Source organism: Geothrix oryzisoli, assembly GCF_022808865.1.
Lineage (GTDB): Bacteria > Acidobacteriota > Holophagae > Holophagales > Holophagaceae > Geothrix > Geothrix oryzisoli.
On the sequence record NZ_JAKZLB010000004.1, the window covers coordinates 59941 to 78297 of the forward strand.

Genomic DNA, 18357 nt, shown 5'->3' on the forward strand with positions numbered 1-18357 from the left:
GGTACAGCCCCCGCGTCGATCCCCTGAAAGTTCATCGGTTAACTAGCAATGATCTGGAAAGATGCCACCATAGATGCCTTCAGGGTCATGATCCTACACCTGAACCAGCCCCCCCCGTCCATCTGGCCCTAAACGTGATTGAGGTCACGCGTCCGAGGAAAAATCGACCCAGGGTCTGGATCCTTGGCGCCGCCCAAGGCACGCTGCTCGGACAAGGCCAACGCCTCTTTGTAGACTGCACTGGAATCCGGCGGCCCACCGCCGGCTCATGGGAATCGTCATGACACTCGCCCGACCTATCGCCCACCTGCTCTGCGCTCTGCTCCTGGCGGCTCCGGCCCTGGCCCAGGACGCGGGCGGGCGCAAGCTGCCCGACCATCACGTCAAGGCCGGCGTCCACTGCTTCGACTGCCACCACGAGGAGAAGCCCACCAAGAAGGCGGTGGCCTCCGATTCCTGCATGACCTGCCACGGCGACTATCCCGCCATGAAGGCCCTGACGAAGGACGTGAAGCCCAATCCACACGACTCCCACCTGGGTGAGATCCCCTGCACGGAATGCCACCGGCAGCACCAGGCGCTGAAGGTGAAGTGCCTGGAATGCCACGAGGGCAAGTTCAAGTTCAACATCCGGTAGCCGCCATTCAGGCTTTGACCAGAGCCTCGCGCACCCTTCGCGCCAAGTCCCCGGCGCTGAATGGTTTCTGGATGAAGCCGGCCAGGTCCCCCTGGACGAACCGGTTGATGGCCTCCTGTTCGTTGTAGCCGCTGGTGAGGACCACCTGGACCTCCGGGTCGAGGGTCCTCAAGGCCTGGTAGGTCTCCACGCCGTCCATGCCCGGCATGGTCAGGTCCATGAGCACCAGGCGGAACCGCCCGGGATGGTTCCGAAGGGCCTCCAGGCAGCTGCCGCCATCCGGAGCCTCCATGACTTCGAACCCCTCCCGCTCCAGGACGCCGCGGGCGGTGGCCCGGACCAGGTCGTCGTCGTCCACGACCAGCACCCACCCGCCCACGGCCCCCGCGCCCTCCGGCACCGGCTCGGTTCCGGGGGCGGGGAGCACCCGGCTGGAGGCCGGCAGGAAGATCCGGAAGTTCGTCCCCCGGCCCTCCTCGCTGTAGACCTTCAGCACCCCGCCATGGCTCCGGATGATGCCGAGGATGGCGGAAAGCCCCAGGCCCCGTCCCTTCACCTTCGTCGTGAAAAAGGGATCGAAGATCCGCCCCAGCCGGTCAGGCGGGATGCCGCACCCGGTATCGGAGATCTGGAAGCAGACATAGGGCCCGGGGGTCACCTGATCCGAGGGCGCGAAGGTGCCCTGGATGTAGGCGGGGTCCAGCTTGGCGGACTGGGTGGTGATCCGGATGGACCCCGGCTTCCCCTCCAGGGCCTCGGAGGCGTTGGTGACCAGGTTGAGGAGGACCTGCTGGATCTGGGCGGGGTCCCCGAGCACGGGCGGCAATCCCTCCTCGAGGTGGAGGTGGAGTTCGGTCCTGGAACCCAGGGAGGACCGGAGCATGTCCAGCACTTCCCGCGCAGCCTGGTTGAGATCCAGGGGCCGCACATGGAACCGCCCCTTGCCCGAATACCCCAGAAGCTGGGAGGTGAGCAGCGCCGACTTCTCGGCAGCGGCGGCGGCCAGGCGGAGGTGCCGATGGGCCGGGCTGTCCTCCGGGATCGTGGCGGCGGCCAGCTGGAAGTTCGCGAGCATCGCCGTGAGGAGGTTGTTGAAGTCGTGGACGATGCCTCCGGCCAGCAGGCCCAGGCTTTCCAGCTTCTGGCTCTGGAGGTCCGCCATCAGGCGGCGGCGGGCCTCGGTGACATCCTGGGCCACTCCCCAAAGGTGGGCGGGCCGGCCGTGGCCATCGCGAATGACTTCCGCAGACAGATGGAGAATCCGCTCCACCCCTGAATCCAGGAGCACCCGGTGCTCGAAGTCGAAATTCGCTTCGCCGCCCAGGGCCTTCTGGATCCATGCCTGGACCCAATCCCGATCCTCCGGGTGCACCAGGGCCATGTAGTCCCGCGCGCGCCTGACCGGCGCCTGCCCCTGGCATCCCAGGATCTCCATGGCCTCGTCGGGCCACTCGAGCCGCTTCGCCAGCAGATCGTAGTCCCAGGTCACCAGCCGGGCCAGCCTGCGGGCCTGGCCGAGCCGGACGAGGCTCCGCTGGAGTTCCTGTTCCTCCGTCTGCCGATCCGTCACGTCCCGGGCCATCACCAGGGCCGCCTCCCGTCCCTCGAACGGCAGGGCGTGCGAGGTGATCTCCACCTGGAGGATCCGGCCGGTCCGGGTGATGTGGCGCCAAGTGCCGCTGCGCTGGAAAGGCGGCCGGCCCTGGGCGACATTGCCTTCCAATAGGCGCACGTCTTCCGGGGGGCGGATGTCGCGCAGGGTGAGGGCGAGGAAGGCGCTGCGGTCGTACCCGTAGGTCTGGCAGGCCGCCTCGTTCACCTCCAGGAACTTGAGCGTCTCCAGATCGTAGATCCACATCGGCACCGGGTGGCGCCGGAACAGTTCCTGGAAGGCGTCAAAGGAAGACATAGCGCATCCGATCCCGATCTGCCCATTCTTGCAAAAAACCACGCTGTAAGCAGGGCTTTCTTGGGAATGTCCTGAATTTCCGGAGACCGCCGGACCCGCGCGTCAGAGGTGGTCCAGCACCTGCCCAGGAAGCAGCTCCTCCAGGCATTGCCTCCGCTGGCAGGCCCGTTCGCGGCAGGGGGAGCAGCTGATGCCGGTCCGCAGGATGGTCCCGACGCCGCCCGGCAGCCCCGCCACCACCGGGTCGCTGGATCCGTAGAGGCCCAGGACCGGCACGCCGAGGACCACCGCCAGGTGGAGGAGCCCAGTGTCCGGCGCCACCACGCGGTCCGCCTGCCGGAGCGCGGCGGCCAGCTGCCAGAAACCCAGCCGCGGCAGGGCCGGCACTCCCGTGGCTTCCGGCAGCCAGGCCCGCAGATCCTCCTCCTCGGGCCCCAGGGACCAGCGAAGCTCCCACCGGTCCTTCAGCAGCCGCGCCAGGGTGATCCAGTGGCGGAGCGGCCAGCGCTTGATGGCGCCGCGCCTGGAGGCGCCTGGCACCAGCACCGCCCGGGGCTTCGCGCCCTGCGGCCAGACGGCACCCGGATCGGGCAGTTCCACCGATTTCAGCACCGGCCTGAAGCGGTCCAGCCCCCCTGCGCCCCGGCTCAGCCCGAAGGCCTCGGACAGTCCCAGAGCCTGGTCGTAGCGGGTCTGATGGCGGAACGGCAGCGGTCGGGTCTGGAGGGATCCGGCGAACTCCTTCGTGACGCCGTCCCCCCAGCGCTCCGGGATGGCCGCCAGCCGCGGGATGAGAGCCGCCTTCAGGATCCCGTGGAAATCCAGGCTGACCTCCGCCTCCCGGACCAGACCCGCCACGCGCTTCAACTCGGACAGGGCCGTCAGCGGGTTCGAGAGGCGCTTCCGCCGCACGATCACAGGTTCCAGCCAGGGCAGCGGTTCCAGCAGAAAGGCGTGGCGATCCTCCACCACAGCCCGGAAGCGCGCCCCGGGAAAGGCCTCCCACAGGTTTGCCCAGGCGGGGAGGACGCGGAGGATGTCGCCAAGGGCGGAGAGGCGGAGCAGGACCAGATCCATGCCCCCATGCTACCTGCCGATGCCGCTAGGCTGGAGCCATGAAGCCCTTCGCCCAGGATCAGTCCAAGAATCCCCCGCCGGCGAACTGGCTCGACCGGCTTCTGCGCCGGTTTTCCAGGTTCGCCTACGGTGTCGCCGTACTGCTGATGTACACCCTGGCCTCCACGGCCCTGGGCCTGGCCCTCGCCCCGGCCCTGTGGGCCTGGACGCAGGTGCGCCCCTGGCTCCGCGGGTTGCCGTCCCCCCTGCCCTGGGTGGCCTCCGGTTTCACCCTGTCCATCTGCTTCTTCGTCTTCGGGCTCACGCTGCTGCTGGTGATCCCCGCCTACAACTGGGTGCTCCCCACCCGTGTGAAGCCGTTCAAGGGCGGCTACTACACCATCCATGCCCTGCCCTGGTTCCTGCACAACGGACTCTTCTACCTGGTGCGGTTCACCTTCCTGCCCTTCGTGACGCTCACGCCCTTCGGCATCTGGTTCCTGAAGGCCATGGGGATGAAGATCGGGCGCCACGCGTTCATCAACACCGAGTACATCAGCGACCCCCAGCTCATCACCATCGGCGATGACGCCGCCCTGGGAGGCAGCGTGCGCATCTTCGCCCACTACGGCGGCGGCGGAAACCTGGTCATCGCCCCGGTGACCGTGGGGAACCGCGCCACCCTCGGCCTGGCCTGCTGCGTCATGGGCGATGTCGTCATCGGGGACGACGCCACCATCCTGCCCCAGAGCGTGCTGCTGCCGGGCAGCCGGGTGGGCTCGGGGGAGACCTGGGGGGGCGTCCCCGCGCGCAGGATCGACCGCGAGGAGATGGCGCGCATCAAGGCCGAGATCCGGGGGATGACCGAAGCCTTGGGGTGATGCCCGCCAAACCGGATCGACCCACCCAAGCGTGATTTCCTCCTCGCCCAGTGGCGAAGCCTTGGGATAAGGCGACATCCGATCCTGGGACTAGCCAAGGCGGGAGGATCTCGGAACAATGGGGGTTTCCCCCTGGGGTAGCCCCCCTTCATCTCGGGTCATGCTGATGCGCACCTACGCCCTTCTTCCCGCCCTCCTCCTGTCCGCTGCCCTGGTCGCCCAGGCCCCTGCCGCCTCCTTCGGGGACCGGCTCAAGGCTGAGCGTCCGGCCGTGGAGAAGCTGATGGTGGACCTCCAGTACCCTGAGGCCCTGAAGCGGGTCGAGAGCCTGCTTCCGGCCGTGAAGCCGGCCTTCGACAAGACCAACAACCAGACCATGGTGCAGAGCACCTCCGACTACATGGACCTCTGCCAGACCTACCGTCTGGCCCTGGAGACCGCGGACGCCGCCGGCAGCTGGGAAAAGGCCCTGGACTACGCCAAGACCGCCAAGGCCCTGAGCGCCGAGAGCTATGCCGCCATTAAGGAGCCGTTCACCCAGACCATCGCCTACTACGTCCAGGCCGGGGCCAGGGCCAAGCAGGTGCTCGAGGAGAACGATGCCCGGATCAAGGAACTGAAGGGCAAGAGCGTGCTCGATCCCGGCGAACGCCAGGAGCTGGATCTCGCCATCGGCGTGGAGAAGGAGCAGGTCGAGGACGCCAAGTGGGTGAAGTTCTTCCAGACCTACCTGGACGTGACCAAGCGTGAGAGCGAGACCTACGATCCCATGGTGAAGGTGATGGAGGACAAGCTCAAAGGCGAGGTCAACCAGGTGGAGGAATACAAGGCCGGCAAGGGCGACAAGCTCAAGTGGGTCGAAGCCGTCGTCTCCAGCCCCGCCTACCTTGAGGCCCAGGGCGACAAGGCCGGCAAGGCCCGCTTCCTGTATCGCCTCGCGGTCCTGGATCCCGAGAGCAAGAAGGTCCAGCACCAGCTGGATGTCCTGTTCGGGCGGGCCCCGGCGACTCCCGTCAAGGCCGCCAAGCCCGTCAAGAAGGGAAAGAAGGGCTGAACCCCTCCAGGCCCTGTACCCTGAGGGCATGGCCCGCCGTTCTTCTTCCCGCATCCCCGTCCGTGCTCCCTCGCGCACGCCTGACCGGCGGGAACCTTCCCGAGCCCCGCGGCCCCAGGCTGCGGGGCTTCGTCCGTACGAGAGCTTCGAGGCCACGTTCCTGGGCCACCCCGAAGGCGCCGGCGGCTTCCTGAGGCTGGCGGGTGCGCGCAAGGGGCCGGGCATGGACCTGCTGGTGGACTGGCGCGACGCGCGCGGCGCCATCCACGGCGACCGCGTGGTCGCCGAAGTGTGCGGCGAAGGCTGGGACGGCCGGCTCAAGGCCCGGGTGCTGGAGATCAAGGGCCGGGGCGAGGTCCCCCTGCCCGGGACCCTCCAGAAGCAGCCCTGGGGCTGGCGGGTGGTCCCCCTCGAACCCCGCCTGCCCCAGGTCATCACCGTGCCGCCCACGGACCTGGCCGAGGATGGCGAGCTGGTCAGCGTGAAACTCGAGGCCGATCCCGAGGCCAAGCAGCTGCGCGGTACCGTGGTGGCCCGGCTCGGGAAGAAGACCGACCTGAAGATCGAGAACAAGCTCACAGCGGCCCTCTTCAACCTGCGCACGGCCTTCCCGGATGCGGTCATGCGCGAACTGGCGCCCTTCCCCACGGCCATCACCGCCGAGTGGATGCAGGGCCGGGAGGACCTCCGCGAGGTGCTCACCTGCACCGTGGATCCGCCCACGGCCAAGGACTTCGACGACGCCATCAGCCTGGAGGTGCTGCCCAGGTCCGAAGGCGGCGGCTGGCTCCTGGGCGTCCACATCGCGGACGTGAGCCACTATGTCGTTGAGGGCGGTCCCCTGGACGAGGAGGCCCGCCTGCGGGGCACCTCGGTCTACTTCCCGGACGAGGCCATCCCCATGATCCCGGACCGCCTCAGCGGGGACCTCTGCAGCCTCCGCGAAGGCGTGGACCGCCTCACCATGACGGCCTGGATGACGATCTCGCCGGAGCTGGAAGTCGTGGAGACCCGGATCTCGGAGAGCGTCATCCGTAGCGCCAAGCGCCTCACCTACGACGAGGTGAAGGAAGCCTGCATCGACCTGTCCACGCGGAAGCGGGCCGAGCTGGGCGACCGGCTCTGCGCCCTGCTGGACGAGTCGCTGGTGCTGTCGCGCCGGCTCACGGAGATTCGCCTGGGCCGCGGCGCCATGAATCTGGACACCGAAGAGGCCGAGTTCATCTTCGATGCCGAGGGACGCCCCGTGGATGCCCGCCGCTACCCGCGCCACGATGCCCACCGCATGATCGAGGAGTTCATGCTCCTGGCGAACGAGACCGTGGCCCAGTTCTTCACGCGGAAGAAGATCCCCACCATCTACCGCATCCATGACGAACCCGACCCGCTGAAGCTGGAAATCTTCGCGGAAGTCGCCCGCACCTTCGGGCTGCTCAAACCCAAGGAGACGCCCACCCCCGAGCACCTGAACGCCATGCTCGACAAGATCCGGGGCGGCCCCCTGGAGGCCATGATCAACACTCTGCTGCTGCGCAGCCTCAAGCGGGCCGAGTACAGCGCGGAGAACATCGGCCACGCGGGCCTGGCCCTTCAGGACTACCTGCACTTCACCAGCCCCATCCGACGCTATCCGGATCTCATCGTCCACCGCCTGCTGCGGAAGGTTCTCCGCGGAGAACGCCTGCCCGAGGCCCTGCAGAGCCACCTGGCCGTGCTGGCCAAGGGCGCCAGCGACGCCGAGCAGAAGGCCACGGAGGCCGAGCGCGAGAACGACAAGTGGAAGGCCTGCCTGCTGATGAAGGGACGCACCGGCCAGCGTTTCAATGGGCGCATCCAGGGATTCTCGGCCAAGGTGGTCTTCATCACGCTGGACGCCCCCTTCGTGGAAGTGGGGGTGCCCCTGGCGGCCCTGGGCGGCAACTTCTGGATCGACGAGCACCGCACCAAGGCCACGGGCCTGCGGGGCACCGTCGTGCTCACCATCGGCGATGCGGTGGAGGTGGAGATCACGACCGTGGACGAGGACCTGCGCCGCATCAGCGCCTGGGTCACCGAAGCCAAGGCCCAGGATGCCCATGGGAAGGTGTTCCAGTTCGTACCCACGCTCGCCGCACCCGCGACGCTGCGGGAAGGGGATCTGGAGAAGCCCCGGCGGGGGCGATCCCAGACGCCGGAGACCCGGGCCCGCCGGGAGGCTGCCCCCAAGGGCCGTCCGCCGAAGAAGGCCCGCGAAACGGCTGGGAAGCGCCGTGAGGCCAGCCCCAAGCCCCCGAAGGGCAGCGTCCGGGGCGTCGGCAAGCGGAAGGGCCGATGATCGTCGCCCCCTCCCCCGTCCGCTGCCTGGGGGTCGACCCGGGCTCCCTGGCCTGCGGCTGGGCCGTGGTGGAACGGTTCGGTTCCCGGCTGACCCTCGTGGAGGCCGGCGTCATCCGCAATCCGCGCGGGGCCGACTTCGACCAGCGGGCCCTCGGCATCCATGTGCGGCTGTCCGAGGCCATCGCCGCCCACGCCCCTGGCTTCATGGCGGTGGAATCGCCCTTCGTGGAGAAGAACGCCGCCACCGCCCTGAAGCTGGGCCAGATCCGCGGCGGCATCCTCCTCACGGCGGCCCTCCATGGCCTGCCTGTGGGCGACTACAACCCCATGCAGGTGAAGAAGGCCGTCAGCGGCTACGGCTGGGCGGACAAGCACCAGGTGGGGAAGATGGTGATGACGCTGTTGAACTTGAGGGAACCCCTGGCGGCGGACGCCGCCGATGCCGCGGCGGTCGCCATCGGCCATCTTCTGGCCTCCCGGCGGGCCTGAGCCGGGTGATGCGCGACCTGAAGGTCATGTTTTTCAAGCGCTTGTCGGATTGTCACGCAATCCATGACAAAAAATGACGTAACTCGTGACATTTCTTGTGATGTCTATCACTAGCATTGGTGATCATCAAAGACGATGATGATGTCCAGCAAGCAAGTGGAGCGGCCATGCACATGGATACCAGCGTTCGTCAGCACAACCCGGCTTTCTGGACCACCGCCGAGCGGCTGCACGAAGTCTTCAACCAGCTTGAGCGCCAGATGAGCGCCTCTCCGCGCGGCCTCGCCGTCCTCCGGCAGGTCCAGGCGCTCGAGGCCGAGCTCGAAGCCGAGGTCATGCACCGCAGCCACCGGACCTTCGCGGCCTGAGGCTGGCTCCTGCGCAGAACGGCCCGGCGATGCCGGGCCGTTCTGCGTACGGAGCAGCTCAGGGTCTGGGAGGTTCCATCCGGAAGGCGAAGGTCTTCCAGGGGGCATCCAGCAGCACCCGGGTCTCGCCACGCCAGCCGGTGCCCGGATCCTCGCCGCGGATCCGCAGGCTCGCGCCAGCCTTGGAGCCATCCAGCAGGACCTTGGGCCGGAACTCCGTCCAGGGCCCCACCGTGTAGGTCCCATCCTGGCGCTTCTCCCCGATCTGGACGGTCCCCAACACCGCGACGCCCTCCGCGGGCAGCAGGTCCAGCTTCAGGTTGCCGCGACCGCTCGCGCGGAGCTGGAGCGTGATCTGGCCGCCACTGCCCCGCCGGAGCACACCCTGCACCTCTCCCTCCGCCAGCGGCGCCTCCGGCTGCACGGCCTTCGCCGCCAGCACGCCCAGCACCATCTCCCGGTAGCGAGTCGCCTCCTCGGTGATGCGTCCCTCATCCAGGGCCTTCTCGCCGCAGTTGTAGGCCGCCACGGCCTTCTGCACGTCCCCCTGGTAGCGGTCCAGCAGGAAGCGCAGGTATCTCGCCCCCGCCGCCATCACCTGGGTGGGATCATCCAGGTCCTTCGCGCCATAGGTCCGGGCCGTCCCAGGCATGACCTGGAGCAGACCCGAGGCGCCTCTGGAGCTCCTGGCCGCAGGGTTGAAGCCACTTTCCACCCAGGCCATGCTGCGGAGCAGCTGGGGGTCCAGGCCCTCCTGGGCCGCCAGGGCATCCAGCTTCGCCACCACCTCGGCGGGCGCGCCGATGGGAGGCCGTTCCGGGGTTCCCGCCCGCAGGGCCAGGACCAGACACGGGGCCAGCAGGAGGGTCAGCAGCCCCCAGGAGGATCCACGGGCAGGCTTTGGGGCAAGCAGGCGTTCGATGCGGGTGAGCAAGTGTCCTCCTCGGGCCGCGAGGGCCGGGAACAGGGAGTGGGGGAGGGTGCGCTGGAGATCGTCCAGCGCGTTGAGGGCCAGGGCCAGCCGCCGCGGATCACCGAGGCTCCGGGCCGCCAGGCCGTCGGCGAGTTCTTCGCGCTCGGCCCGGATCCGGGCCGAGAGCCACCAGATGGCGGGGTGGAAGAAGAGCAGAGTTTCGGCCAGACCCTGGATGAGGTTGGACAGAGGGTCCAGCCGCTGCACATGGGCCAGCTCGTGGGCCAGGAGGGCCTCCAGGTAGCTGGGCGGCAGGCTGGTGAGCAGGGCCGCCGGGACCAGCACCACGGGCTTCCAGAGTCCGAGGACCATGGGCGTGTCGCCCTGCCCCGCCAGGAGCAGACGGATCGGCCTCAAGATCCCCATGCGCCGGGCGAGCGCCTCCAGCCGCTCCTGCCATTCGCCGGACGCAGGAACCGCCCGCCGTCGCCACCGCAGGCTGAGGCCATACCCTCCGGCGAGGCGCAGGGCCATGAGGCCGGCCCCCAGGGCCCAGAGGGCCACCAGGAGCGGCAGCCGGGGCTGCAGGGAAGCCTCCCATCGCGCCAGCAGGGGCCGGGCAGGAGGGTTCATCCGCGGCAGGCTGGTGGAAGCCGCCAAATCCATGTCTGCGCTTCCCGCCTGGCCGTACTCGGCCGGTGCGGGGCGATGGAAGCGCCAGCCCGTGGCGGCCGGCAGCACCAGGCAGAGGAGCAGGACCAGGCCGTTCAGCCGATGCCGGGCCTGGCCGTGGAGGGCCACTCCGCCCAGGGCTGCCAGCGCGACGAGCAGGCAGCCCTGCCAGAGCGCGTGGACGAGGGTCCAGCCGAGAATCTGGACGAGGGTTTCCATCACTCCTCCCCGCTCAGCAGCTCGCGGATGCGGGCCTTTTCCTCGGGGCTGACCTCCCCGGACCGGAGGGCCGCGAGCACCAGCGCTCCGGCAGAGCCCCCGAAGAGGCGCTCGGTCAGATCTGCCACCAGGCCCCCTTCCATGGCCGAGCGGCTGTGGGCCGGGGCATAGACGTGGCTGCGCTGCCGCTCATCGCGGGTCACCAGCCCTTTGTCCAGCATCACCTGGAGCATCCGCAGCACCCCCGTATAGGCGTAGACCTCCCGGCGGTTCAGGCAGGCATGGACCTCTTTCACGGTGGAGGGTCCCAGGTCCCAGAGGACCCGCAGGAACTTGAGCTCCACGTCCGTCGGCTTGAGGGGGCGCTTCATGGGAATCCTACACAAGATGATGTAGACCATTTTGTGTAGATTCACCCCGTTGTCAAGGGCCGCCCAGAGACAAAACGCCGTCAGGCCAGGAAAAGTACAAGCCCGGCTCTGCCGGGCTTGTACGCGGGGGCCCCGGGGGTGTTCGCGCAGCGAGGAACCCCCGGACAGCAAAAGGGCACCCCGAAGGGTGCCCAAGTGTCTCGGCCGCTTGGATCATGGGCCGGAAGGGGCTGGCGTGAACGGTCGCCCCGTGGGAGGAAAGAGGGACTCTTCCCGCCCCCAGGCTAGGCCTTGGCCCAGCCCCCTCAAGGGGGAAAATCGGTCCTGGGTCAATCCTCCTGGTGCAGGGTGCCGGGCCGGTACGAGGTGTAGTGGGGCTCCCACTGGGCCTTGGCGACGATGGCCTCCAACTGCCCGTCATCCAGCAGCCGGCCGAGCCCGGCATCCCGGGCTTCCTTGCCGACGGCCACAGCCACGGCGGCGGATACCCCCCGGATGTCCTTCATCTCGGGCAGCAGCAGGCCCGTGGCCTCCTGCTCAGGCGTGACAAAGGCGCTGATGGCCTTGCTGGCCGCCAGGAACATCCGGTCGGTGATCCGGGTGGCCTTGCAGACCAGAGCGCCGAGGCCCACGCCGGGGAAGATGTACATGTTGTTGCACTGGGAGGCCTGGAGCGTGCGGCCCTTCCAGTCCATGGGCGCGAAGGGGCTGCCGGTGGCCACCAGGCCCTTGCCGTCCGTGGCCTTCCAGACCGCCTCGGGCGAGCACTCGCACTTGTGGGTGGGGTTCGAGAGGGCCAGCACGATGGGGCGCTCGGAGTGCTTGGCGGTCTCCGCCAGGATGGCCTCGTTGAAGAGGTCCGGCTGGGCGGTGACGCCGATGAGCACCGTGGGGTGGGCGTTGCGGACCACATCCGGGAGGCCGATGCGGGAGGGGTCGTCCAGCTTCCAGCCCTCCACGACGGACCGGCACTGGGCCAGCGGCAGCTGCGGGCCCTCCAGCAGCGGATCGCCTTCGATGAGCAGGCCCTGCATGTCCACGGCGAAGATGCGCTGGCGGGCCTCTTCGTCCGAGAGGCCTTCCGCCTTCAGGGCGGCGCGGATGTTCATGGCGATGCCGGTGCCGGCCTGGCCCAGGCCCACGATGACGTAGCGCTCGTCCTGGAAGCGGCTCTTCTTGATGCGCATGGCCGTCATGAGGGCCGCCAGGGCCGTGGACCCCGTGCCCTGGATGTCGTCGTTGAAGGAGAGGATCCGCTCGCGGTAGCGGTCGAGGTTCTTGAAGGCCGTGTGCTTGGCGAAGTCCTCCCACTGGAGCAGCGCGCCGGGGAAGTTGCGCTTCACGCCAAGCACGAATTTCTCGACGAGCTCTTCGTATTCCGCGCCGCGCAGGCGGGGCTTGCGGATGCCCAGGTAGAGGGGATCCTCCAGCAGCCGGGGATTGTTCGTGCCCACATCCAGCGTGATGGGCAGGCAGACGCCGGGGTGGACGCCGCCGGCGGCCACGTAGAGGCTCACCTTGCCCACGGGGATGCCCATGCCGTCCGAGCCGAGGTCGCCCAGACCCAGGATGCGCTCGCCGTCGGTCACGACGACGAGGTTCACCTGGGGCTGGGAGAGGCCATGGAAGATCTGGTCGATGTTCCCGATGTTCTCCGGCGTGATGTAGATGCCCCGGTAGCGCCGCTGGATGTGGCTCAGCTGGAGGCAGGCCTGGCCGACGGTGGGCGTGTAGACGATGGGCACCATCTCGTCCAGGTGGTCCACCAGGAGCCGGTAGAAGAGGACTTCATTCCGATCCAGGAGGCCAGACAGGTAGATGTACTTCTCCAGGTCGTCGGACTTGCGCAGGAAGGCTTCATAGGTGCGGTCCAGCTGGGAATCCAGGCTGGAGATGCCGGGGCGCAGCATCCCGTCCAGGCCCAGGCTCAGGCGCTCCTCCTTGCTGAAGGCGGAGGCCTTGTTCAGGTGCGGGTTGTTCAGCAGGGCCCGCCCACGGACGTAGACGTCGTAGTATTCCTCGCCCGTCAGCGGGTCGATCTTCAAGGTGAAGGTCTTCATGGGAGCCCCTTATCCACAGGATCATGCGAACGCGCCGGAATCCAAGAAGGCCGCGCGAATGACCACCCCAGTGTAGCCAATCTACCCCAGGGCAGCGGGTCACATGAGGACCCCGGTCAGTGGAGGAGCGCCGCCAGTTCTGCTGGCGAAGTCACGGGCCGGGCGCAGGTGTGGCCCCGGCAGACGAAGGCGAAGGGACCGGCCGTGGAGAGGCCTCGCGCTTCGTGGAGCGGGAGGAGCTGATCTTCCGAGGCGGAGAGCACCCTGCCCGGCAAGTGCCGCCGATGGACCTCCGCCAGCAGCGCCTGCACGGCGGGACTGCCGGGGTCGCCCGAAATGGCCACCTCCACCGGCTCGCGCAGGGCCAGATCGAGCACCCCGAGCATGCCCAGGAAGGCCCGGGGCGCCCGCTGCATCCAGGCGGCGAAGCAGCGGAGAGCCCCCTCGGCCGCCTGCCGGAAATCCTCGCGCTGGAGGTGCCGGGAGAGCCGCAGCAGGGCCCGGGCGGCGAGCGTATTGCCTCCGGGAAGGGCGTTGTCGAAACCTGGCTTCTGCCGGAAGAGCAGATCCGCCTGGTCCGCCTCGGTGCTGAAGAAACCGCCCTCCGCGGGATCCTGGAAGCGGGCCAGCAGGTCCTCGGCCAGAGTCTCCGCCCAGCGCAGCCAGGCCGGATCGAAACCGGCCTCATAGAGATCCACCAGGCCTTCGACCACGGCCGCACTGTCCTCGAGAAAGCCCGGCGTGTGGGCCTGCCCCTGCCGCCACACCCGCAGCAGGCGGCCGTCCCGCCACAGGTCCCGGCGCAGGAAGGCGGCGCAGGCCCGGGCCGCGTCCAGGTAGCGCGGGTCGCCCAGCACCTGGAACCCCCGGGCCATGGCGGACAGGGCCAGGCCGTTCCAGGCGGCCAGCACCTTGTCATCCTTGGCGGGGCGGACGCGGCGGTCCCGCCAGAGCCGCAGCTTCTCGCGCAGGGCCCGGTCCTCGCCTTCGGGCAGGCGCGCGCTCGCCTCGCTGGAGAAGCGGTGGACGACGCTCCGGCCATGCTCGAAATTCCCGCCGGCCGTGATGCCGAAGGCCGCGCAGAACCGCGCGCCATCGGCCTCCCCCAGCGCGTTGCGGACCTCGGCGGGCGTGAAGGCGTAGAACTTCCCCTCCTCGCCCTCGCTGTCGGCGTCTTCGCTGGAATGGAAACCGCCGCTGGGATCCTGCAGATCCCGGAGCAGGTAGTCCAGGGTCTCCCGGGCCACCTGGGCGTACCGGGGCTCGCCCGTGGCCTGGAAGGCCGTGAGGTAGCAGGCGGCCAGCTGGGCGTTGTCGTAGAGCATCTTCTCGAAGTGCGGCACCAGCCACCGATCGTCCACGCTGTAGCGGGCGAAGCCGCCGCCCAGGTGGTCGTACATGCCCCCCTCCCACATGGCGTCCAGAGTGCGCCGGGCCATGAGCTGGTCCTCGGCCCCGCCCCGGGCCAGGATCAGTTCCACGGCCATGGGCTGCGGGAATTTCGGCGCGGGACCGAAGCCGCCCCAGCGGGCGTCGAAGCCCTGGCGGAGCTGCTGGAGGGCGGCCTTGAACCACGCGTCGTCCGGCAAGCCATCGCCCCGCTCCACGGCGGCCTGGCGACGGAGTTCCGTGGCCAGGCTGCCGGCCTGGGCCACCACCCCGGATCGGTCCTCCCGCCACACCTCGGCGATGCGGGTGAGCAACGGAATGAAGCCCGGCATGCCGCCCCGCGGCTCCGGCGGAAAGTAGGTGCCGCCGTAGAAGGGCTCCAGGTCCGGCGTGAGCCAGACACTCATGGGCCACCCCCCCCGGCCCGTGAGCGTCTGCACCGCGTCCATGTAGAGGTCATCCAGGTCGGGCCGCTCCTCCCGGTCCACCTTGATGCTCACGAAGTGCGCGTTCAGCACCTCGGCCACCGCCGGGTCCTCGAAGCTCTCCCGCTCCATGACATGGCACCAATGGCAGGCGCTGTAGCCGATGCTGAGGAAGATGGGCTTTGCTTCAGAGCGGGCCTTGGCCAGGGCCGCCTCGCCCCAGGGGAACCAGTCCACGGGGTTGTGGGCGTGCTGGAGCAGGTAGGGGCTGAGGCTTCCAGCGAGATGATTGGACATATCCGGCTCCCCCGGACCGGATTATGACCGAGGATGCCTTTCACGACAGGGGAATGCCCTCGCACACCGGTAGAATGGAATTTTCGTGCCGACCTGGAGTCCCATGTTCGACAGCCTCACCCAAAAACTCAGCCAGGCGATGAAGACCCTCCGGGGCCAGTCGAAGCTGACGGAAGCCAACCTCGAAGCCGTGCTGCGCGAAGTGCGCATGGCGCTGCTGGAGGCCGATGTCCACGTGAGCGTGGCGCGCACCTTCCTCCAGCGGGTGAAGGAGAAGGCCCTCGGCGCCGAGGTCATGCAGGGCCTCAACCCGGCCCAGGCCTTCATCGACATCGTCCACCGGGAGCTGGTGGAGATCATGGGCGGCCAGGCGCCGGAGCATCCCATCACCTTCGCCTCCAAGCCGCCGACGGTGGTGATGATGGTGGGCCTCCAGGGCGCCGGCAAGACCACCACCTGCGGCAAGCTGGCGGTGTTCCTGAAGAAGCTGGGCCGCTCGCCCCTGCTGGTGCCCGCGGATGTCTACCGCCCCGCGGCCATCGAGCAGCTGCATGTGGTGGCCAGGGAGGCCGGCGTGCCCTCCTTCCGCACGGACGTGAAGGATCCTGTCGCCATCTGCGCCGCGGCCCTGGCCGAAGCGAAGCTCAAGGGCTGGGATACGGTCATCCTCGACACCGCGGGCCGTCTGCATCTTGATGAAGGCCTCATGGAGGAGCTGGTCCGCATCAAGGCCGCCACCTCGCCGGATGAGATCTTCTTCGTGGCCGATGCCATGACCGGCCAGGACGCAGTCCGCAGCGCCACGGCCTTCCACGAGAAGCTGGGCATCACCGGCGTGGTGCTCACCAAGACTGACGGCGACACCCGCGGTGGTGCGGCCTTCAGCATCAAGCAGGCCACTGGGCAGCCCCTAAAGTTCGTGGGCGAGGGCGAGAAGCTGGAGGACTTCCAGCGCTTCCACCCGGACCGCATGGCCCAGCGCATCCTCGGCATGGGTGACGTCCTCAGCCTCATCGAGCACGCCAAGGACAAGATCGACGAGAAGGAAGCCGAGGTCATGGCCCGGCGCATGGCCAAGAACCAGTTCACCCTGGAGGACATGCGCAAGCAGTTCCAGCAGGTGCAGAAGCTGGGCTCCATGAACAAGATCATCGGCATGCTGCCGGGCCTGGGGCAGATGAAGGATCAGCTTGCGAGCGTAGCCACGGACAAGCGCATCAAGCATCTCGAGGCCATCATCAATTCCATGACGCCTGCGGAACGGGCCAACCACAACCTGCTGGACGGCAAGCGCAAGCGCCGCATCGCCGCGGGCTGCGGGCGCCCCGTGAGCGAGATCAACCAGCTCATCAAGCAGTACGTGGAGACGAAGAAGATGATGGGCCAGATGAACGATCCCAAGTTCATGGCCCGCATGCAGCGCATGGCCAAGATGGGCGGCGGGCCGAACCTTCCCTTCTAGCCCTCCCTTCGAGAGGTCCCCCTGGTGCTCCCCCGCCCCCTGTCGTCCGCAAGAACCTGGATGGTCCTCGGGGTGGTTCTGGCCGTCGGACTGGCGGGGGCGTGGCTGTGGCGATCCCAGGCCCACTCCCCAGGGGCGCGGCGGGTGCTCATCATCAGCCCCGAACCTTCGCATCAGACCGACGTGAACCAGGGGCTCGAGACCCTGATCTCGGACCACTTCGAGGTGCTGGCCGGTGCCACGGTCATCCACGCCGCCGCGGTCCCTCCGCCCGCGGTCCTCCGGAAACTCCCTCTGGACCTGGCGCTGTTCCGCTTCCATGGGCGGCGGGAGGGGCAGCGGCTGGCCCTGACGACCCAGTGGACCACGCCCGCCGAATTGCTGGCGGGACACCCCTGGAACCTGAATGTGCAGCCCCCCATGGACCCCGACCAGGCCATGGCGGCCTGGCTGGCCCATTGGCCCCTGGAGCGCCGCCATCGTTTCAGGGCGGACCTCTACCCTCGCAATCCCGAGCATTTCTGGGCGCTTCTGCACGCCATGGCCATCCAGGACGACCGGGAAGCCACGGCCCATCTGGGTGACACCCAGGCCCTGGCCGAGGCTGAGCCCATGTGCGCCACAGCCTGGGTGACGCTGGGGGATCATCTCTACCGCAGCCTGTGGGTGGATCCCGCCCAGGCGGGAATCGGCCTCAATTCCCGCACCCACAAGGTGTTCCAGCGCGCCGTCAGCCTGGTTCCGGGGCACCCCCGGGCCACCTTCCTGTGGTCCCTGATGCTCACGGACACCGGGAACCAGGACCTCGCCCTGCGGGTGCTTGGCGAAGCGGTGCGCCTGAGGCCCGATGCACCGGACCTCTACCTGGGCCTCACCTACGCGGGCCGCACCGCGGGCCTGCTGGCCGGGGCGCACTCGGCCCTGACCCGGCGGGAAGCCCTCCTGACCCCCCTTGCGCCCAGTTCATTCTGGACCGTGGAAACCACCAATCTCTATCTCGGCAACTGGCCGGCTTTCGAGCGGGACCTGCAGCAGGCCCGCGCCGTGCGGGAGGATGCGGGCGTCCTGTTCTACCAGGGCTACCTGGCCCTGCTGAAGGGCGACCGCAGGGCCGCCCTCGCGCACATGAAGGCCTCCGAAGCGGCGACAGGTTCCAGCCCGTTCCAGGATCTCAGCCGGGTCTATCGCGCCCTGCTCGAGGGGCGCATCGAGGATGGCCTGGCCGAACTGCGGAACATCGACGAGATCCGCGGGAAGCTCCGCATCCCCGACGGGGAGCTGACCTTCAAGCAGGCGGAGGCCTATTCGCTCCTGGGCGACGCGGACCGGGCCGTGGACTGCGCCACCCGGGCTTTCGTCCAGGGCTTCAGCTGCGCCCGCTGGTACGAGACCTCACCCTTTCTCGAGAAGATGCGGACCCATCCGCGCTGGCCGACCCTGAGGCGGAATGTCCGGGAGCGCCAGGCCGTCCTCGAGGGGACCTTCCCCCTCTCCAGCTTCGAGCCCTGAATTAGCGCTTGGGCGATGCCCCTTTATGGGATACACTTTCCTGCTCAGGGAGTGCCCATGCTTTCGATCCGACTTGCTCGCAATGGTGCCAAGAAGCGCCCGTTCTACCACATCGTCGTCTCCGAGAATGACCGCATCCCCACCGGCCGCGCCGTGGAGGTGCTGGGCTTCGTGAACCCCATCGCCGGTTCCGGCGAAGAGGTCCGCATCGACGCCGAGAAGGCGAAGTCCTGGCTCCAGAAGGGCGCCCAGCCCTCCAAGACCGTGCTCGATCTGTTCAAGAAGAACCAGATCCTGTAATCCGGTTTCCGACGTCCGAAAGCCGGGCCC

Annotated in this window: 15 protein-coding genes; 9 read left to right on the forward strand and 6 right to left on the reverse strand. The window is 68.4% G+C overall.

The annotated features are described in order from the left end of the window. Positions 1–280 precede the first annotated feature (280 nt). Positions 281–637 (forward strand): cytochrome c3 family protein, encoded by a 357-nt coding sequence (locus MLE43_RS11425; protein WP_243304109.1) that lies wholly within the window; start codon positions 281–283, stop codon positions 635–637. A 7-nt stretch (positions 638–644) separates the two neighbouring features. Here the strand turns inward: MLE43_RS11425 and MLE43_RS11430 are convergent, their stop codons facing one another. After that, positions 645–2546 (reverse strand): PAS domain-containing hybrid sensor histidine kinase/response regulator, encoded by a 1902-nt coding sequence (locus tag MLE43_RS11430; RefSeq protein ID WP_243304112.1) that lies wholly within the window; start codon positions 2544–2546, stop codon positions 645–647. Positions 2547–2648: 102 nt separating this feature from the next. Continuing rightward, positions 2649–3623 carry a glycosyltransferase family 9 protein gene (locus MLE43_RS11435; protein WP_243304115.1) on the reverse strand — a complete coding sequence of 325 codons (975 nt, stop codon included), beginning with the start codon at positions 3621–3623 and terminating at the stop codon, positions 2649–2651. Between the two features lie 38 nt (positions 3624–3661). Here MLE43_RS11435 and MLE43_RS11440 point away from each other — a divergent pair, with 38 nt between their 5' ends. From MLE43_RS11440 to MLE43_RS11460, 5 genes are all read left to right on the forward strand, one after another. After that, entirely contained in the window at positions 3662–4483 is an 822-nt protein-coding gene (locus MLE43_RS11440) for a hypothetical protein (RefSeq protein ID WP_243304117.1), read from the forward strand. Between the two features lie 166 nt (positions 4484–4649). Further along, the gene (locus MLE43_RS11445; protein ID WP_243304120.1) at positions 4650–5537 is read left to right on the forward strand and encodes a hypothetical protein; all 888 of its coding nucleotides are present in this window, start codon (positions 4650–4652) and stop codon (positions 5535–5537) included. 28 nt (positions 5538–5565) lie between these two features. Next, the gene (locus tag MLE43_RS11450; RefSeq protein ID WP_243304121.1) at positions 5566–7851 is read left to right on the forward strand and encodes a ribonuclease R family protein; all 2286 of its coding nucleotides are present in this window, start codon (positions 5566–5568) and stop codon (positions 7849–7851) included. Further along, on the forward strand, positions 7848–8342 hold the full coding sequence (gene ruvC / locus MLE43_RS11455; RefSeq protein ID WP_243304124.1) for a crossover junction endodeoxyribonuclease RuvC: 495 nt from the start codon (positions 7848–7850) through the stop codon (positions 8340–8342). Before MLE43_RS11450 ends, ruvC begins: the two co-directional genes overlap by 4 nt. 167 nt (positions 8343–8509) lie before the next feature. Further along, complete coding sequence (locus MLE43_RS11460; protein WP_243304126.1) at positions 8510–8710, forward strand: hypothetical protein; 201 nt, start codon at positions 8510–8512, stop codon at positions 8708–8710. A gap of 58 nt (positions 8711–8768) precedes the next feature. Here the strand turns inward: MLE43_RS11460 and MLE43_RS11465 are convergent, their stop codons facing one another. From MLE43_RS11465 to MLE43_RS11480, 4 genes are all read right to left on the reverse strand, one after another. Further along, positions 8769–10514, reverse strand: coding sequence for a M56 family metallopeptidase (locus MLE43_RS11465; RefSeq protein ID WP_243304128.1), 1746 nt, complete (start codon positions 10512–10514; stop codon positions 8769–8771). Continuing rightward, on the reverse strand, positions 10514–10885 hold the full coding sequence (locus MLE43_RS11470) for a BlaI/MecI/CopY family transcriptional regulator (RefSeq protein WP_243304131.1): 372 nt from the start codon (positions 10883–10885) through the stop codon (positions 10514–10516). Before MLE43_RS11470 ends, MLE43_RS11465 begins: the two co-directional genes overlap by 1 nt. 329 nt (positions 10886–11214) lie before the next feature. Further along, a complete protein-coding gene (locus MLE43_RS11475; RefSeq protein ID WP_243304132.1) occupies positions 11215–12945 on the reverse strand; it encodes an NAD-dependent malic enzyme in 1731 nt (576 codons plus the stop codon). A 116-nt stretch (positions 12946–13061) separates the two neighbouring features. Next, a complete protein-coding gene (locus MLE43_RS11480) occupies positions 13062–15056 on the reverse strand; it encodes a thioredoxin domain-containing protein (RefSeq protein WP_243304134.1) in 1995 nt (664 codons plus the stop codon). Between the two features lie 85 nt (positions 15057–15141). Here MLE43_RS11480 and ffh point away from each other — a divergent pair, with 85 nt between their 5' ends. Genes ffh through rpsP form a run of 3 tightly spaced genes read left to right on the forward strand, consistent with a single transcriptional unit; the run spans position 15142 to position 18327 of the window. Beyond that, entirely contained in the window at positions 15142–16518 is a 1377-nt protein-coding gene (ffh, locus tag MLE43_RS11485) for a signal recognition particle protein (RefSeq protein WP_243304135.1), read from the forward strand. A 60-nt stretch (positions 16519–16578) separates the two neighbouring features. Continuing rightward, positions 16579–18027 (forward strand): tetratricopeptide repeat protein, encoded by a 1449-nt coding sequence (locus MLE43_RS11490; protein ID WP_243304137.1) that lies wholly within the window; start codon positions 16579–16581, stop codon positions 18025–18027. A 57-nt stretch (positions 18028–18084) separates the two neighbouring features. After that, the gene (gene rpsP, locus MLE43_RS11495) at positions 18085–18327 is read left to right on the forward strand and encodes a 30S ribosomal protein S16 (RefSeq protein ID WP_243288668.1); all 243 of its coding nucleotides are present in this window, start codon (positions 18085–18087) and stop codon (positions 18325–18327) included. Positions 18328–18357 lie beyond the last annotated feature (30 nt).

Bases quoted from the DNA above. Each gene is read 5' to 3' on its own strand.
- rpsP (WP_243288668.1), top strand. From the start codon at position 18,085: ATGCTTTCGATCCGACTTGCTCGCAATGGTGCCAAGAAGCGCCCGTTC.
- MLE43_RS11440 (WP_243304117.1), top strand. From the start codon at position 3,662: ATGAAGCCCTTCGCCCAGGATCAGTCCAAGAATCCCCCGCCGGCGAAC.
- MLE43_RS11475 (WP_243304132.1), bottom strand. From the start codon at position 12,945: ATGAAGACCTTCACCTTGAAGATCGACCCGCTGACGGGCGAGGAATAC.
- MLE43_RS11490 (WP_243304137.1), top strand. From the start codon at position 16,579: ATGGTCCTCGGGGTGGTTCTGGCCGTCGGACTGGCGGGGGCGTGGCTG.
- MLE43_RS11480 (WP_243304134.1), bottom strand. From the start codon at position 15,056: ATGTCCAATCATCTCGCTGGAAGCCTCAGCCCCTACCTGCTCCAGCAC.
- MLE43_RS11425 (WP_243304109.1), top strand. From the start codon at position 281: ATGACACTCGCCCGACCTATCGCCCACCTGCTCTGCGCTCTGCTCCTG.
- MLE43_RS11450 (WP_243304121.1), top strand. From the start codon at position 5,566: ATGGCCCGCCGTTCTTCTTCCCGCATCCCCGTCCGTGCTCCCTCGCGC.
- MLE43_RS11470 (WP_243304131.1), bottom strand. From the start codon at position 10,885: ATGAAGCGCCCCCTCAAGCCGACGGACGTGGAGCTCAAGTTCCTGCGG.
- MLE43_RS11430 (WP_243304112.1), bottom strand. From the start codon at position 2,546: ATGTCTTCCTTTGACGCCTTCCAGGAACTGTTCCGGCGCCACCCGGTG.
- MLE43_RS11465 (WP_243304128.1), bottom strand. From the start codon at position 10,514: ATGGAAACCCTCGTCCAGATTCTCGGCTGGACCCTCGTCCACGCGCTC.
- MLE43_RS11460 (WP_243304126.1), top strand. From the start codon at position 8,510: ATGCACATGGATACCAGCGTTCGTCAGCACAACCCGGCTTTCTGGACC.
- ruvC (WP_243304124.1), top strand. From the start codon at position 7,848: ATGATCGTCGCCCCCTCCCCCGTCCGCTGCCTGGGGGTCGACCCGGGC.
- MLE43_RS11445 (WP_243304120.1), top strand. From the start codon at position 4,650: ATGCGCACCTACGCCCTTCTTCCCGCCCTCCTCCTGTCCGCTGCCCTG.
- MLE43_RS11435 (WP_243304115.1), bottom strand. From the start codon at position 3,623: ATGGATCTGGTCCTGCTCCGCCTCTCCGCCCTTGGCGACATCCTCCGC.